General features: G+C 68.6%; 11 protein-coding genes. 6 read left to right on the top strand and 5 right to left on the bottom strand.

What is annotated here, in order from left to right; translation table 11 throughout:
- Positions 1-100: 100 nt before the first annotated feature.
- Positions 101-4,831 carry a DNA translocase FtsK gene (locus tag DIE15_RS18545; RefSeq protein ID WP_124834029.1) on the top strand — a complete coding sequence of 1,577 codons (4,731 nt, stop codon included), beginning with the start codon at positions 101-103 and terminating at the stop codon, positions 4,829-4,831.
- A 109-nt stretch (positions 4,832-4,940) separates the two neighbouring features.
- On the opposite strand, the gene DIE15_RS18540 is transcribed toward DIE15_RS18545, so the two are convergent.
- Entirely contained in the window at positions 4,941-6,188 is a 1,248-nt protein-coding gene (locus DIE15_RS18540) for a lactonase family protein (protein ID WP_082664862.1), read from the bottom strand.
- A 166-nt stretch (positions 6,189-6,354) separates the two neighbouring features.
- On the opposite strand from DIE15_RS18540, the gene DIE15_RS18530 reads away from it, so the two are divergent.
- Positions 6,355-8,184, top strand: a complete 1,830-nt coding sequence (locus DIE15_RS18530; RefSeq protein WP_057928995.1) for a glycoside hydrolase family 15 protein — start codon at positions 6,355-6,357, stop codon at positions 8,182-8,184.
- Positions 8,185-8,391: 207 nt separating this feature from the next.
- A complete protein-coding gene (locus DIE15_RS18525) occupies positions 8,392-9,876 on the top strand; it encodes a polyhydroxyalkanoate depolymerase (protein ID WP_057928996.1) in 1,485 nt (494 codons plus the stop codon).
- 135 nt (positions 9,877-10,011) lie between these two features.
- Here the strand turns inward: DIE15_RS18525 and DIE15_RS18520 are convergent, their stop codons facing one another.
- Positions 10,012-10,644: a TetR family transcriptional regulator gene (locus tag DIE15_RS18520; RefSeq protein ID WP_034176600.1), complete on the bottom strand. Its 633-nt coding sequence runs from the start codon at positions 10,642-10,644 to the stop codon at positions 10,012-10,014.
- A gap of 252 nt (positions 10,645-10,896) precedes the next feature.
- Between DIE15_RS18520 and rsxB the strand changes: the two genes are divergently transcribed.
- Together rsxB and nth are read left to right on the top strand one after the other, a co-directional pair.
- Positions 10,897-11,811: an electron transport complex subunit RsxB gene (gene rsxB, locus DIE15_RS18515; RefSeq protein WP_185734501.1), complete on the top strand. Its 915-nt coding sequence runs from the start codon at positions 10,897-10,899 to the stop codon at positions 11,809-11,811.
- Positions 11,808-12,452: an endonuclease III gene (nth, locus tag DIE15_RS18510; protein WP_057928998.1), complete on the top strand. Its 645-nt coding sequence runs from the start codon at positions 11,808-11,810 to the stop codon at positions 12,450-12,452. The genes rsxB and nth overlap by 4 nt, the downstream gene beginning before the upstream one ends.
- Before the next feature lie 80 nt (positions 12,453-12,532).
- On the opposite strand, the gene DIE15_RS18505 is transcribed toward nth, so the two are convergent.
- Positions 12,533-13,462 carry a DMT family transporter gene (locus tag DIE15_RS18505; protein ID WP_057928999.1) on the bottom strand — a complete coding sequence of 310 codons (930 nt, stop codon included), beginning with the start codon at positions 13,460-13,462 and terminating at the stop codon, positions 12,533-12,535.
- 228 nt (positions 13,463-13,690) lie between these two features.
- On the opposite strand from DIE15_RS18505, the gene DIE15_RS18500 reads away from it, so the two are divergent.
- A complete protein-coding gene (locus DIE15_RS18500) occupies positions 13,691-14,125 on the top strand; it encodes a DUF1841 family protein (protein ID WP_057929000.1) in 435 nt (144 codons plus the stop codon).
- Positions 14,126-14,197: 72 nt separating this feature from the next.
- On the opposite strand, the gene DIE15_RS18495 is transcribed toward DIE15_RS18500, so the two are convergent.
- Together DIE15_RS18495 and DIE15_RS18490 are read right to left on the bottom strand one after the other, a co-directional pair.
- Positions 14,198-14,557, bottom strand: a complete 360-nt coding sequence (locus tag DIE15_RS18495; RefSeq protein WP_011885615.1) for a cytochrome c — start codon at positions 14,555-14,557, stop codon at positions 14,198-14,200.
- Between the two features lie 40 nt (positions 14,558-14,597).
- A complete protein-coding gene (locus DIE15_RS18490; protein WP_011885616.1) occupies positions 14,598-14,957 on the bottom strand; it encodes a cytochrome c in 360 nt (119 codons plus the stop codon).
- Positions 14,958-15,185: the final 228 nt, after the last annotated feature.

Genomic DNA, 15,185 nt, shown 5'->3' with positions numbered 1-15,185 from the left:
CATCGACGCCTTCATGCCGCCTTAGAGTCCTGTTCGTCGGCCGGTTAAACTCGGCGGGTCGCGCACAGCGCTCTCCACCCTCTTCCTGTTTCATCAAAGCATGCACACGGTTGTCTTCGGCTGGTTCGGCGTCTCCGCCGTCTGGTTCCTCCTTCTCTTCTGGCGTCTCGTCCAGGCGATGCTGCCCGGCGGCGGCGGACTCGCCGGCCGCGGCTCGATTCGACTGTGGCTCGGCTTCGCGGCCGTATTCATTGCAAGCTGCACGCTGACGAGCCCGCTGTCGGGCCCCGACACGAATGCGCTCGGCCATGCGTTCTCGGGCGGCTTCGCCCACGTGCTCGGCCCGATCGGCACGCCGGTCGCGATGGTCGTGCTGTTGTTCGCGGGCCTGCCGTGGCTGACCGGCATCGGCTGGCGGCAGTTCGCCGCGTGGGTCGACACGTCGTTCGGCGTCAAGCTCGCGCGCGACGTCGACGACGACGATGTGCGCGGCGTCGCCGACCTGCCGCGCAGCGCGCTGCACCGCGACGACGACATCGTGCAACCGACCACCGCCCATACCGTCAACTCGATGGCGCCGCGGCAGAACGGCCGGTATTCGCGCCCGACGCTGTGGAAACCCGATCCGCAGGCCCGGCCGAAGCCGCGCAGCAACGCAGCGCCGCGTCCGCTCGCGGAGCCGGTCGCGCCATCGGGCTGGCTGAAGCCGACGCCGGCCAATCGCATGCCCGCGCCACCCGCACCGGGCACGGCGAGCGCAATGCCCCCCCCGACCACGGGCAGCACCGCCAGCCTCGCGCGCGCCGCCGCGAACGCACAAGTCCCGCGCCCGAGTCCGGCCCCGCTTCCGGCCGGGTTCGAGCCCGTTCGGCCACAACCGACCACCGCGCGGCCGGCCGCGGCCGCGCTGAAGCAGCAGGCCGCGCCGCGCACCGCGGTCACGCCGCGCCCGGCCGGCGCAACGCCGCAGCGCACGCCCGCGCGCCCGATCACGGGAGCCAGCGCTGCCGGCCAGTCGCAGGATGCCGCGCGACGCCGCCCGACGCCGCCGACACCGGTACGCGCGCCGCTCTACGCGTGGGTGCAGCAGCCCTCGGAGCCGATCACGCCGGCGCCGAGCGTTCACGACACGCTGCGCTCCATCGAGGCCAGCACCGCGCAGTGGGCGGCGCTGGATGGTGTGCGGTCGACCGATGCGTCGCCGGCCACGGCCGGCAGCATGGCCGCATCGGCATCGACTGCCGTACCGGCGGACGTCGTGACGGGTGCGCATCAGGTCGCGCCTCGCGGCGCAGGCCGTCCGGATGCGCATGAAGCCGCGCCCGTTGCGTACGACGACAACGCACCGATCGTGCTGGATGCGTTCGTGCCGGCCGAGCCGAGCGTGCGCACGCCTGCTGTCGATACACGCACCGGCATCTCGGCGTTCGGTGACGCTGCGCGGCATGCCGTGTCGGATCTCGGCGTCGAGGCCGATGCGCCGATGCATGATGCGGACGGCGAGCATCGGCATGACGCCGATGTCCTAGCCGTGCCGGCATTCGATGCGCCAATTGACTTTGCACCGTGGGAAGACATCGTCAGCCAGCCGGTTTCCGGATTCGGCCTGTCGCATCCAAGCCGCGTTGCCGCACCGCTGTCGGGCACGGGTGAGCCGGCTGCGGCACCCGCGGCTGTCGAAGCGCCCGTGGCCACCGTCACACCCACGGCGAGCAATACGGGGCGCATCGTCGATGCGCAGCATGCAGCAACGGCCGCGGAAATCGTCGGGCAGTTCCGATCGCAATCCGCACCTCCTGCCGAGGCCGCCATATCGGTCGATGCGAAACAAGACGCGCACGCAGCCCACGACGGTGTGAAGGCCGTCCAGCACGTCGCGCCGACCACTCCCCTCCCCGCTTCGTCGATCGCGGCAACGCCAACGCGTCCGCTTGCCGACACGACGCCTGTCGCAGCAGCGACGGCGGCGGCACGGGCCGACGCCGTGACGGGAACGGTCTGGAAGGCAGCGGAACAGCACATCGGCGAAACCGCGCCGCTGCCTTCAGACACGCAACGCGCGGCACCGCCGACACCTGCTACGTCGACCTCCGCGAATGCTGAACCTGCTTCCGTCAATGCCACTGCGCCTGCGTCGTGGACGAAACCGTTGTCCTCTGAACCCTTCGCTGCCGCGCAGGCAGCGCCGGCAGCCGGTGCGTCGTCACACGCCGGTGCCGCGTCCGGCTCTGCTGCAACGGCACTGACGAACACACCAAACGGCATACCTGCCGCCGCAACGCCTTCGTTCGCCGGCGTGACGAACACGGCCTCCGGTTCGCTGTCGCAACCGGCTGCATCGGCTGCATCGGCTGCATCGGCTGCATCGGCCGCGCCCGTTGCCTCGGTTGCGCCGTGCGAGCCGGCGCGTGCCACGGGCACTGCGTACGGTTCCAGCGATCGCGTGCCGGCTGCTGCATCGTCGGCGATCGGCGCCGCGGGTCCGGCATCCGGTAACGTCACGCCGGCACCCGCACCGTTCGCAGCCGCCGCGGTATCCGCGACGGGCGCCTCGGGTATGACCGCCGCGCAGCCTCTCGCGCCGGCTCCGACCGTGGCAGCCTCCTCGGCACCTGCATCGACCGGCCCGTCCTTCGGCGCAATCGCATCGCAACCGGCACCGAGCGCGCCGGTGTCGCTTGCCACCGTGTCTTCGGCCCCGTCGGGTAGCGCATTTACCGCAACGTCGACCGCATCGGCCGCACCGTCGGCAACGCCGTCGAACCGCATGCCCGACGCCTCGGCGATCGGTCGACCGTCCATGTCGACTGGCGCAACACAGATGGCAACCGGCGCCGCGCCCGCCGCCACCGTCCCGGCATCGTCTTCCGGCGCACTCGCCCCGACGAGCACGGTCGCGGCCGCTTCACCCGCTGCGTTCGGCACCGCGCCCGCCGCGACAGGTGGCGCGCTTGCCTCCATCGCCGCAACCACCGCCGCGACGGCTTCGGCCGCGCTCCCTTCGGCGTCGGCATTGCCGGCCTCCTCCGCTCCGGGCGCATCCATCGACGCAGCGATACCGACGCAACCCATCGGGTCCGCCCTGGCGCCGCAGGCCCAGTCGTTCGCCACCCCGCCGGCCCCCGCTGCTTCGCCTGCGAGCTGGTCCATGCCCGGCGCCGGTGCAACATCCGCGACCACCGGCACGGCCATCCCGACCGCGACGACCGCAACGCTTCCCGCACCCACAGTGCCGACCGCAGTCGATACCGCCGCCCCCGCGGAATCGAGCGCCCCGGCCCCCGACGCATCGGCCGCACCCGCGCGCCAGCCGCGCCCGAATGCGTTCGAATTCCACGCACCGGCGTCGTTCAACGTCGAACTGCCGACGCTCGACCTGCTCGAGCCCGCCTCCGACGACGTCGAAACGATCACCGAAGAACACCTCGCGCAGACGGCCCAGGTGATCGAACAGCGCCTGCAGGAGTTCAAGGTGCCGGTGACAGTGGTCGGCGCATCGGCGGGCCCGGTGATCACGCGCTTCGAGATCGAACCTGCGCTCGGCGTGCGCGGCAGCCAGATCGTCGGCCTGATGAAGGACCTGTCGCGCGGCCTCGGCCTCACGTCGATCCGCGTCGTCGAGACGATTCCCGGCAAGACCTGCATGGGCCTCGAGCTGCCGAACGCGAAACGCCAGATGATCCGGCTGTCGGAGATCCTAGAATCGCGCCAGTACCAGCATTCGACGTCGCAGCTGACGATCGCGATGGGCAAGGACATCACCGGCCACCCGGTCGTCACCGATCTCGCGAAGGCGCCGCACATGCTGGTCGCCGGCACGACGGGCTCGGGCAAGTCGGTCGCGATCAACGCGATGATCCTGTCGCTGCTGTACAAGGCGACGCCCGAAGACGTGCGGCTGATCATGATCGATCCGAAGATGCTCGAGCTGTCGGTCTACGAAGGCATCCCGCACCTGCTCGCGCCGGTCGTCACCGACATGAAGCTCGCGGCGAACGCACTGAACTGGTGCGTCGGCGAAATGGAGAAGCGCTACCGGCTGATGTCGGCCGTCGGCGTGCGCAACCTCGCGGGCTTCAACCAGAAGATCCGCGACGCGGAGGCGAAGGAAAAGAAGATCGGCAACCCGTTCTCGCTGACGCCCGACGATCCCGAGCCGCTGTCGAAGCTGCCGCTGATCGTCGTCGTGATCGACGAGCTGGCCGACCTGATGATGGTCGCCGGCAAGAAGATCGAGGAACTGATCGCCCGCCTCGCGCAGAAGGCGCGCGCGGCCGGCATCCACCTGATCCTCGCGACGCAGCGGCCGTCCGTCGACGTGATCACCGGCCTCATCAAGGCGAACATCCCGACGCGCGTCGCGTTCCAGGTGTCGTCGAAGATCGACTCGCGCACGATCCTCGATCAGATGGGCGCCGAATCGCTGCTCGGCCAGGGCGACATGCTGTTCCTGCCGCCGGGCACGGGCTACCCGCAGCGCGTGCATGGCGCGTTCGTCGCCGACGAGGAAGTGCACCGGATCGTCGAATACCTGAAGCAGTTCGGCGAGCCGCAGTACGAGGAAGGGATTCTCGACGGTCCGGCCGCCGACGGTGCGACGCAGGACCTGTTCGGCGAAGCGCCGGACGCGGAAGCCGATCCGCTGTATGACGAAGCGGTCGCGTTCGTCGTGCGCACGCGGCGCGCGTCGATCTCGTCGGTGCAGCGCCAGCTGCGCATCGGCTACAACCGCGCCGCGCGCCTCGTCGAACAGATGGAAGCGGCCGGGCTCGTGTCGCCGATGGGCATCAACGGCAGCCGCGAGGTGCTCGTGCCGGCCGCAGCCGACTGAGCATGGCGGCCGCACGGCCGCCGCCGATCGACACGGGCGCGCCGCACAAGCGGCCGCCCGAACGCAAAGGGCGCTGCCGAGGCAGCGCCCTTTTTACATTGACCGCGATTTATTGCGCGACCGGCACCAGCTTGAAGTCGACCGGGCTGCCCACCGCCACCTTCTGCGGATTCGGGCGGAGCTGCCCCGTTTCGACGTCGCGGCTGAACACGTAGAACGTGTCGCTGTCCTGGTTGCCGACGATCAGCCACTTGCCGGTCGGATCGATCAGGAATTCGCGCGGCGTCTTGCCGAGGCTCGACTGGCGGCCGACGGTCTTCAGCCGGCCGTCGGCCTGGTTCACCGCGTAGATCACGATGTCGTTCACGTCGCCGCGGTTGCTGACGTACAGGAAGCGGCCGTCCGGCGACAGGTGGATCGCGCCGCCGCCGACCTTGCCCTTGAAGCCCGGCACCGTCATCGGCAGCGTCTCGACCGGCGTCAGCTTGCCGGCGTGGTAGCCGAACACCTCGACCGATGCGTTGAGTTCGCTCGTCACGTACGCGAACCGGCCATCGGCGCTGAACACCATGTGACGCGGGCCAGAGCCGGCCTTCACGGGCGTGTAGCGCGTATCGGTCGGGCTGATCAGCCCGCGGCTGCCGTCCACCGTGTAGCGGTAGCCGTAGATCTTGTCCGCACCGAGGTCCTGCACGAACAGGTAGCGCCCATCCGGCGAGAACACCGTCGAGTGCACGTGTGCGCCGTCCTGGCGCCCCTTCACGGGCCCCGTGCCTTCATGATGCACCGTCAGCACGGCCGCGCCGACCGCGCCGCCGTCGCGGATCGGGAACACCGCGAAGCTGCCGCCCGGATCGGCCGCGACCGAGTAGTTGGCCGTGACGAGATACTTGCCGTCCGGCGACAGCGCGAGATAGCAAGGGTCGTTCCCTTCCGACGACACGCGGTCGATGAACGTGAGCGCCCCCGTCTTCGGATCGAAGCTGAACGCGCTGACGCCGCCGCGCTGCGCGGCCGGCCCGTTGTCGCCGGGCAGTTCGTTGACCGCGTATACGGTGCGACCGTCGCGGCTCGGCAACAGATAGGACGGATTCACGGTCTTCGCCGACGACACGGGCGCGACGCTGCCCGTTTTCGTATCGAAGTGGTACACGTAGATTCCGTCGCTGCCGTGCCCCGTATAGGTGCCGACGAGCAGGTTGTAGACGCCGTCGGCCGGTGCCGGCGATTGCTGTGCGAAAGCGTGGGTCGCGGACAGGGAAAGCACGACCGCGAAACCTTTCATCCAGTGAGCGAGCCTAAGCGGGAACCCTCGTGTCGAAGCGCGTGCGTCATGCTCGCGTAAACGGTTGGGCATTGAATCCTCCTTGCATCGAGTCGCTTCAAGTGTTGAGATAGGGCGAAACGCCGGCCGTTCATGCGCTCCGCCGCCCGGCCGAGTATACGGGGCGCGACGCCGGCACGTGAAGCCCGGGCGCCGCAGCCTGCATTGTGAACTCGAATAACCGAAGGACCGCTTGCCCATGCCTGCCCTGATAGAAGACTACGCCCTCGTCGGCGACGGCCACACCGCCGCGCTGATTTCGAAAGACGGCTCCGTCGACTGGCTGTGCTGGCCCCGCTTCGATTCGGGCGCCTGTTTCGCGGCGCTGGTCGGCACCCCCGAGCACGGCCGCTGGCTGCTCGCGCCGGCCGCCGACGCCGCGATCACGCACACGACACGCCGCTACCGCGGCGACACGCTGATCCTTGAAACCGACTACGAAAGCGCCGACGGTGCCGTCACCGTGATCGACTTCATGCCGCCCGGCAACGGCTGGTCGGAGCTCGTGCGGATCGTCGTCGGCCGGCACGGCACGATGAAGATGCGCATGGAACTGGTGTTGCGCTTCGACTACGGTTTCTCGATTCCGTGGGTCACGCAGCTGTCGCGCGAGAACGGCGTGAAGGCAATCGCCGGTCCCGATACGGTCGTGCTGCGCACGCCCGTACCGCTCACCGGCAAGAACCTGCATACGCTCGCCGAATTCACGGTGAGCGCCGACGAGCGCATCCCGTTCTCGCTCAGCTACGCGGCGTCCCACCTGCGGCTGCCGCCCGCGCGCGATTCGCTGTCGATGCTCGCGCGCGCCGAGAACTACTGGCTCGAATGGTCGGGGCGCTGCCAGGTGCAGGGCCGCTACGCGGCGGCCGTGCGCCGCTCGCTGATCACGCTGAAGGCGCTCGCGTACGAGCCGACCGGCGGCATCGTCGCGGCACCCACCACGTCGCTGCCCGAGAAGATCGGCGGCAACCGCAACTGGGACTACCGCTACTGCTGGCTGCGCGACGCGACGATCACGCTGCTCGCACTGATGCGCGGCGGCTACTACGACGAGGCACGCGCGTGGCGCACGTGGCTCGGCCGCGTGATGGCCGGCTCGCCCGAGCAGATCCAGATCATGTACGGGATCGCGGGCGAGCGCCGGCTGCCGGAAATGGAGCTCGACTGGCTGCCGGGCTACCAGGATTCGAAGCCGGTGCGCGTGGGCAACGGCGCCGCGAACCAGCTCCAGCTCGACGTGTTCGGCGAAGTGATGGCCGCGTTGCACCTCGCGCGCGTGGGCGGCCTGCAGGCCGACGACACGGTATGGTCCGTGCAGTGTTCGCTGCTCGACCATCTCGAGAAGATCTGGCAGGAACCCGACGAGGGCATCTGGGAAACGCGCGGCGGCCGCCGCCATTTCACGTTCTCGAAGGTGATGGCATGGGTCGCGTTCGACCGCGCGATCAAGTCGGCCGAGATGTTCCGGCTGCCCGCGTCGCTCGACCGCTGGCGTGCGTTGCGCGACCAAATCCACGCCGACGTGTGCGACAACGCGTGGCATGAAGGCAAACAGGCGTTTGCACAGAGCTACGGCAGCGACGAGCTCGACGCGAGCGTGCTGCTGATGCCGCTGCTCGGCTTCCTGCCGCCGGAAGACCCGCGTGTCGTCGGCACGGTCGACGCGGTCGAGCGGGAATTGCTGCACGACGGGCTCGTGATGCGCTACCGCACGACCGAGTACGACGACGGTCTGCCGCCCGGCGAAGGCACGTTTCTCGCATGCAGCTTCTGGCTGGTCGACAACTACGCGCTGCTCGGCCGGATCGACGACGCGCACCGGCTGTTCAGCCGGCTGCTCGCGCTGTCCAACGACCTCGGGCTGCTCGCCGAGGAATACGACCCGGTCGAAGGCCGGCTCGTCGGCAATTTCCCGCAGGCGTTCTCGCACGTGGCGCTGGTGCATACCGCGATGAACCTGATGCACCACGAAGAGGCAATGGCGCGCGCGGCCGGCCAGCCCGCGCCGGCCGTGGCGACGGGGCGCTGACCGGGGCCGGCGCGGCTTCTTCAGAGATCGTCAATTCACAAAAGTTTGATGAAAAATCGGGGAAATGTTGCATTGCAACATTCATCGTTGTCCGATATGATCGACTCGATTGTCCGGCCGCACTGCAACATGGCCGGTCGCTGACCCACACGGCACGCCGCGACGCCCCACGCCGCCCAGCACCGTCCCCACGCGGGAGTAGTCTGCATGCTTTACCAACTGCACGAATTCCAGCGGGCCATGCTGAGCCCGCTCACGGCCTGGGCCCAGGCCGCCTCCAAGTCGTTCGCCAATCCGTCCAGCCCGTTCTCGCTGATGCCCGGCGCGACGCGGATGGCCGCCGCGTACGAGCTGATGTACCGGCTCGGCAAGGATTACGAGAAGCCCGAATTCAACATTCATCAGATCGTCAAGGACGGCCACAACATCCCGATCGTCGAGCAGACGATCGTCGAGAAGCCGTTCTGCCGGCTGCTGCGCTTCAAGCGCTATTCGGACGACGCCGATGCCGTCACGCAACTGAAGGACGAGCCGGTCGTGCTGGTCTGCGCGCCACTGTCGGGCCACCACTCGACACTGCTGCGCGACACCGTGCGCACGCTGCTGCAGGATCACAAGGTGTACATCACCGACTGGATCGACGCGCGGATGGTGCCGGTCGAGGTCGGCCCGTTCCACCTGCACGACTACATCGCGTACATCCAGGAATTCATCCGCCACATCGGCGCGCGCAACCTGCACGTGATCTCCGTGTGCCAGCCGACGGTGCCGGTGCTCGCGGCGATCTCGCTGCTGGCGAGCCGCGGCGAGGACACGCCGCTCACGATGACGATGATGGGCGGCCCGATCGACGCGCGCCGCAGCCCGACGTCGGTGAACTCGCTCGCGACGCAGCACTCGACCGCGTGGTTCGAGAACAACGTGATCCACACGGTGCCGGCGAACTATCCGGGCGAAGGCCGCCACGTGTATCCGGGCTTCCTGCAGCACACGGGCTTCGTCGCGATGAACCCGGAACGTCACGCGCAATCGCACTGGGACTTCTACCAGAGCCTGCTGCGCGGCGACGAGGAAGACGCCGAGGCGCACCGCCAGTTCTACGATGAGTACAACGCGGTGCTCGACATGGCCGCCGAGTATTACCTGGAAACGATCCGCGTCGTGTTCCAGGAATTCCGGCTCGCGGAAGGCACGTGGGATGTCGCAGGCGAGCGCGTGCGTCCGCAGGACATCAAGCACACCGCGCTGATGACGATCGAGGGTGAGCTGGACGACATCTCGGGCAGCGGCCAGACGCACGTCGCGCACGAGCTGTGCACGGGCATCCCGCAAGACGACCGCCGCAGCCTGACCGCCGAGAAGTGCGGTCACTACGGGATCTTCTCGGGTCGCCGCTGGCGCACGATCATCTACCCGCAACTGCGCGACTTCATCCGCGAGCATGCGCCGGAGCCGAAGAACGGCGCGACGAAGACACCCGCCGATGCACCGATCGTGACGTCGCTCGCCGCTGTGCCGACCAGCAAGCCTCAGCCCGAAACGACACGCGCCACCGCCGCGAAGCGCACGCGCGCGAAGGTACCGGCCGCGACGGTAGCGCCCGCCAGGACGGCAGCCACGAAGGCCGCGCCGGCCGCGAAGCGCGCGGGCAGCACGCGCACCAAGCCCGTTCGCACGCGCAAGGCCGCCTGACGTTCCGCGTTCCGACGCAAAAACGCCGCCGTTGCTTTGCGCACGGCGGCGTTTTCCTATCCGGCGGCCGCTGGGCCGCGTGTCGGCGTGTCGGCGTGTCGGCGTGTCGGCGTGTCGGCGTGTCGGCGTGTCGGCTTAGCGTCGCAGCAGATACGCGAGCAGCACCTCGGTATTCATCCTGACCATCTCCGCGCGCTCGTCGGCTTCGCTGAAGTCGCGGCCGAGCGTCGCAGCGAGCGTGAAGCGGTTCGACACGATGTAGTAGCCGAGCCCCGACAGCGTCACGTAGAAGTGCAGCGGATCGACGTCGCCGCGGAACAGCCCGGCCTTCTGGCCGCGCATCAGCACGTTGCCGAGCTTCGCGACGATCGGCGACATCATCTCGCGGATCCGCGTCGACTTGTGCAGGTAGCGCGCTTCGTGCAGATTCTCGTTGTTGATGAGCCGCAGCAGCTCCGGATGATCGCGGTAGTAATCCCACACGAAATGCGCGAGCCGCGTGACGGCTTCGACGGGCGCGACGCCATCGAGATCGAGCACGCGCTCGGCCTCGGTCAGCGCGGAGAACGCGTGTTCGAGCACGGCCGTAAACAACTGCTCCTTGCTGCCGAAGTAGTAATAGAGCATGCGCTCGTTGGTTTCGGCCCGGCGCGCGATCTGGTCGACGCGTGCGCCGAACAGCCCTCCACTCGCGAACTCTTCGGCTGCCGCCATCAGGATGCGGCGGCGCGTACCTTCAGGATCTCTTTTGATTTTTGGCTGATTCATGGTGGCGTTTTGCTATGTGAGCCGCGTGATCCGGACCGGCACCCCCACCGCCTCGGCGCCGATCGCCCTGGAACGGGCGCGCCGCGTGCGGCCGCCCTCCTGCTGAGCCCCTGCAAAAAAGCGGTTCGATTATGCGCACAGACGGCCTCCAGCGCAATGCGGGAAATCGGCGATAATTGAGGTTTGGCAAACCTTTCCGGCCGCACCACACACGGCCGAGAGCCGTTCGGCGTTGCTGCGCCCGTTGTCACCGTGACCGATTCCAAGACCCTCGCGGATCGCATCGAAGATCTGCTTCCCCAAACGCAATGCACGAAGTGCGGCTATGACGGCTGCCGTCCGTACGCCGACGCGATCGCCGCCGGCAACGCGAACTACAACCAGTGCCCGCCCGGCGGCGCCGAAGGCATCGCACGCCTCGCGAACCTGCTCGGCAAGCCCGTGATCCCGCTGAACCCCGTCAACGGCACCGAGCATCCACGCGCCGTTGCATTCATCGACGAAAGCCTGTGCATCGGCTGCACGCTGTGCATGCAGGCTTGCCCGGTCGACGCGATCGTCGGCGCGCCGAAACAGATGCACACGATCATCGAATCGCTGTGCACGGGCTGCGACCTGTGCGTGCCGCCCTGCCCGGTCGACTGCATCGCCATGGTCCCCGTGACCGGCGAGCGCACCGGCTGGGACGCGTGGTCGCAGGAACAGGCGGACGCCGCGCGCGAGCGCCACGACCGCCGGCTCGCGCGCCAGCGTCGCGAGCGCGAGGCCGCCGAAGCGCGCGCTGCCGCGCGCCGCGCGGCCAGCGCCGGTGCGGCCAAGGCGGCGCCGGCCGCGGAAGAACCCGGCACGCAACCGCGCACACCGGGCGCCGCGCCGGCCGATGACGCCGACGCGAAGAAACGCGCGATCATCGCCGCCGCGCTCGAACGCGCACGCAAGAAGAAGGAAGAACTGTCCGAGCAAGGCGCCGGGCCGAAGAACACCGAAGGCGTGAGCGCGGCCGTGCAGGCGCAGATCGATGCGGTCGAAGCGCGCCGCCAGCGGCTCGCCGAACAGCAGGCGCAGCGCGACGCCGAGGCCGCGGCAGCCGGTGACGATCCCGACGATCCGGACCACGACGACGACCGGAACGGCCCGTCCGCGCCGCCTGACAAGAACCGTCCATGAACGCCACCAAACGACGCGCGATCTACGAAACGCTGCAAAGCCTCAATCCGCATCCGACCACCGAGCTCGAATACACGACGCCGTTCGAGTTGCTGATCGCGGTGATGCTGTCCGCACAGGCGACCGACGTGTCGGTCAACAAGGCGATGCGGAAGATGTTTCCGGTCGCGAATACCCCGCGACAAATCGTCGCGCTCGGTGAAGAAGGCGTCTCCGACTACATCAAGACGATCGGCTTGTACCGTACCAAGGCAAAGAACGTGGTCGCGACGTGCAACATCCTGCTCGAGCGCTACGACGGAGAAGTGCCGGCCGATCGCGAAGCGCTCGAGAGCCTGCCGGGTGTCGGCCGCAAGACCGCGAACGTCGTGCTGAACACCGCGTTCGGCCAGCCGACGATCGCTGTGGACACGCACATCTTTCGCGTCGCGAATCGCACGGGGCTCGCACCGGGCAAGGACGTGCGGGCTGTCGAGGCCGCGCTCGAGAAGTTCACGCCGAAGGAATTCCTGCAGGACGCGCATCACTGGCTGATCCTGCACGGGCGCTATGTGTGCAAGGCGCGCAAGCCCGAATGCTGGCACTGCGCGATCGAGCCGCTGTGCGAATTCCGGCCGAAGACACCGCCGCCGAACGAGTGAGCGTCAGCCGCGGCCGACGGGTCGCGCGCATTGCAACCGGCCGGCTCCATTGCGGCGCCGGCGGCTTCCCCCTTTTCCTGCTATGCGTTGGACGTCGCCGTCGCGTCGTCGGCCGCTGCGCCGCCCGCGCGCACGAGCGCCAGCACGGCCGCGAGGATCGCGACGCCGCCGGCCCACTGCAGCGGCGACAGCGCCTCGCCGAACAGCAGCGCCGCGAGCGCGACGGTCACGACCGGTTCGAGCGTCGACAGCATCGACGTGCGCGCGGCGCCCAGCCGCTCGAGCCCGGCGAAGAACGCGAGCATCGCGGCGACCGTCGACACCAGCGCGATCGCGAGCATCGACGCCCAGCCGGCGGCCGTCGCCGGCCAGCGCGGCGGCGCGCCGAATGCCGCGGTCCGCACGACCGCGATCGCGACGAGCGTCGCGGTCGCCGACAGGCAGATGATCGCGGTGGTCGCGAGCGGATCGACACCGCGTGTCGCCTTCGTGCCGCCGACGATGTACAGCGAATAGATCACCGCGGCGGCGAGCGCAAGCGCGATGCCGAGCGGCTCGCCATGCCCGCCGCCGACCATCAGCGCGGAGCCCGCGACACAGAGCACGAGCGCGACCGCCTTCGCGCGCGTGAGGCGCTCGCCGAGCCACCAGGCGGCAAGCAGCGTGACGAAGGCCGGATACAGGTACAGCAGCAATGCGACGAGGCTCGCCTGCGCATGCTGGAGCGCGCTGAAATAGCAGAACGACTGTCCGACGTAGCCGAGCGCGCCCATCGCCACGAGCGGCGCGAGCCTGCGGCCGCGCGGCCATGCGACATCGCGGTGCCGGGCGATCGCGGCGAGGATCGCGCCGCCGATCGCGAATCGCACGATCAGCAGCCCGAGCACGTCGACGCCGGCCGCATATGCATAGCGGCCGAAGATCGCCATCGCGCCGAATGCGGTGGCGGACAGCGCGACATAGAGCGCGCCCCGAAGCGCGACGGACGATGAACGGGGGGTGGCGGACATGATGAGCGGCGCAAGCGCGACGACGGGAATCGTCGGAGTGTAGCGGCGCGGCGGCCGGCAGCCTAGCCCCCGCTTACCCGTTGCGCCCTGGCTGCGACCGACGCGGCCCGCCTTGCGCGACGGGGCGCGCCCCGCTCGCGCGCCACCCGCCGCCAGCACCGTGCGCCGACCCGGCGTACAATGCCCGACGCGGCATGAGGCCGCCCGAATCACGACGTTTCCCCCACCATGTTCAATCCGAGTCGCGACGAAGTCCGTCGCTTTTTCACCGAGACCTGGCGCAAGCAGCGCGCCGGCGAGATCCTGACGCCGCTGGAAGCGATGGCCGCCGACTGGATCGTCGAGCACCCCGAATACCACGACGACCTCGCAGACGCCGACGGCGCCGCCGCGCGCAACTACACGCCCGAGGAAGGCCGCACGAACCCGTTCCTGCACCTGTCGATGCACCTCGCGATCAGCGAGCAGCTGTCGATCGACCAGCCGCCCGGCATCCGCGCCGCGCACGACAAGCTGGCCGCGAAGCTCGACTCGACCCACGACGCGCAGCACGTGATCATGGAATGCCTCGGCGAGACGATCTGGGAAGCACAGCGCACCGGCACGCCACCCGATACGGACGCGTACCTGCAGCGCATCCTGCGCCGCGCGTCGCGCGACTGAGCGCCGCACACAAAAAAATACCCCGCCGTGGCGGGGTATTCTTGCTGCACGAACCGGGCAGGCCGGGCGCGCTTACTTCTTGAAGACGAGATCGGTCTCTTTGAGCGACTCGATGTAGGCCGCGATGTCCTTCATGTCGCTGACCGACAGGTTCTGGACCTGCGCCTGCATGATCGCGTTGTTGCGACCGAGCAGCGGGTTCGTCAGCCCCATCTGGTACTGGCGCATCGCCCACACGAGGTAGTCGGCGTGCTGGCCCGCGAGGCGCGGATACTCGGCGTTGATCGGCTTGTTCAGCTGCGCGCCGTGGCAGGCCGCGCAGTTATGCGATTCGACCAGCTCCTTGCCCTTCGTGGTGTCCGCCGCATGCGCGGTACCGATCGCGAGGCCGGCCGCCAGTGCAACCGCCGCCGTCTTGAATGCGTTGTTCATGAATGCTCCTGTCCCGCCGGTCAGATCGGCGGCGCGCGCTTTACTTGTAGGGATTGTCCTTCGTGTCGGCCTTCTGGGCGGCATAGTAGGCCGCCAGATCCGCGATGTCCTGGTCCGTCAGCGAACCGGCGATCGCATTCATCGACGGGAAGTGACGATCCTTCTTGCGGTAGGCCTTCAGCGCGTTCTCGAGGTATTGCTGGTTCTGGCCGCCGAGGACGGGCACCCGGTAGACCTCCGGGTACGCCGCGCGGTAATCCTGGATGCCGTGGCAACCGATGCACATGGCGGCCTTGCTTGCCCCGTCCTTCGGGTTGCCGACCACACCGGCCGCCTGCGCGCTGCCCGCGAGCGCCACGAGCGCTGCGACAACGACGTGTTTGCCGACGAATTTGTTCATAGCTCTTGTAACCTAGCTTGAGGGGAAACTGGCGCCGAAGCGGCAACGGCCCGCGCCGTTTTGCTTATCGGATCGCCACGCAGGCCAAAAAAAACGGCCAGATTGTACCGCGTCGGCGGGGAATGCGTCCATATGGCGCCCCGGTCCGCCCCGCCGCAGCCCCGCCGCAGCCCCGCAACGATACGTGGCCCCGGTCCAACCGGACAGCCCTTCTGACTTATACTGGGT

Source organism: Burkholderia sp. Bp9031, assembly GCF_003857965.1.
Taxonomy (GTDB): domain Bacteria; phylum Pseudomonadota; class Gammaproteobacteria; order Burkholderiales; family Burkholderiaceae; genus Burkholderia; species Burkholderia ambifaria_A.
The sequence above is the reverse complement of the archived record's forward strand: the minus strand, read 5'-3'. Positions and strand labels throughout refer to the sequence as shown.

Bases quoted from the DNA above. Each gene is read 5' to 3' on its own strand.
- DIE15_RS18545 (WP_124834029.1), top strand. From the start codon at position 101: ATGCACACGGTTGTCTTCGGCTGGTTCGGCGTCTCCGCCGTCTGGTTC.
- DIE15_RS18540 (WP_082664862.1), bottom strand. From the start codon at position 6,188: ATGCCCAACCGTTTACGCGAGCATGACGCACGCGCTTCGACACGAGGG.
- DIE15_RS18530 (WP_057928995.1), top strand. From the start codon at position 6,355: ATGCCTGCCCTGATAGAAGACTACGCCCTCGTCGGCGACGGCCACACC.
- DIE15_RS18525 (WP_057928996.1), top strand. From the start codon at position 8,392: ATGCTTTACCAACTGCACGAATTCCAGCGGGCCATGCTGAGCCCGCTC.
- DIE15_RS18520 (WP_034176600.1), bottom strand. From the start codon at position 10,644: ATGAATCAGCCAAAAATCAAAAGAGATCCTGAAGGTACGCGCCGCCGC.
- nth (WP_057928998.1), top strand. From the start codon at position 11,808: ATGAACGCCACCAAACGACGCGCGATCTACGAAACGCTGCAAAGCCTC.
- DIE15_RS18505 (WP_057928999.1), bottom strand. From the start codon at position 13,462: ATGTCCGCCACCCCCCGTTCATCGTCCGTCGCGCTTCGGGGCGCGCTC.
- DIE15_RS18500 (WP_057929000.1), top strand. From the start codon at position 13,691: ATGTTCAATCCGAGTCGCGACGAAGTCCGTCGCTTTTTCACCGAGACC.
- DIE15_RS18495 (WP_011885615.1), bottom strand. From the start codon at position 14,557: ATGAACAACGCATTCAAGACGGCGGCGGTTGCACTGGCGGCCGGCCTC.
- DIE15_RS18490 (WP_011885616.1), bottom strand. From the start codon at position 14,957: ATGAACAAATTCGTCGGCAAACACGTCGTTGTCGCAGCGCTCGTGGCG.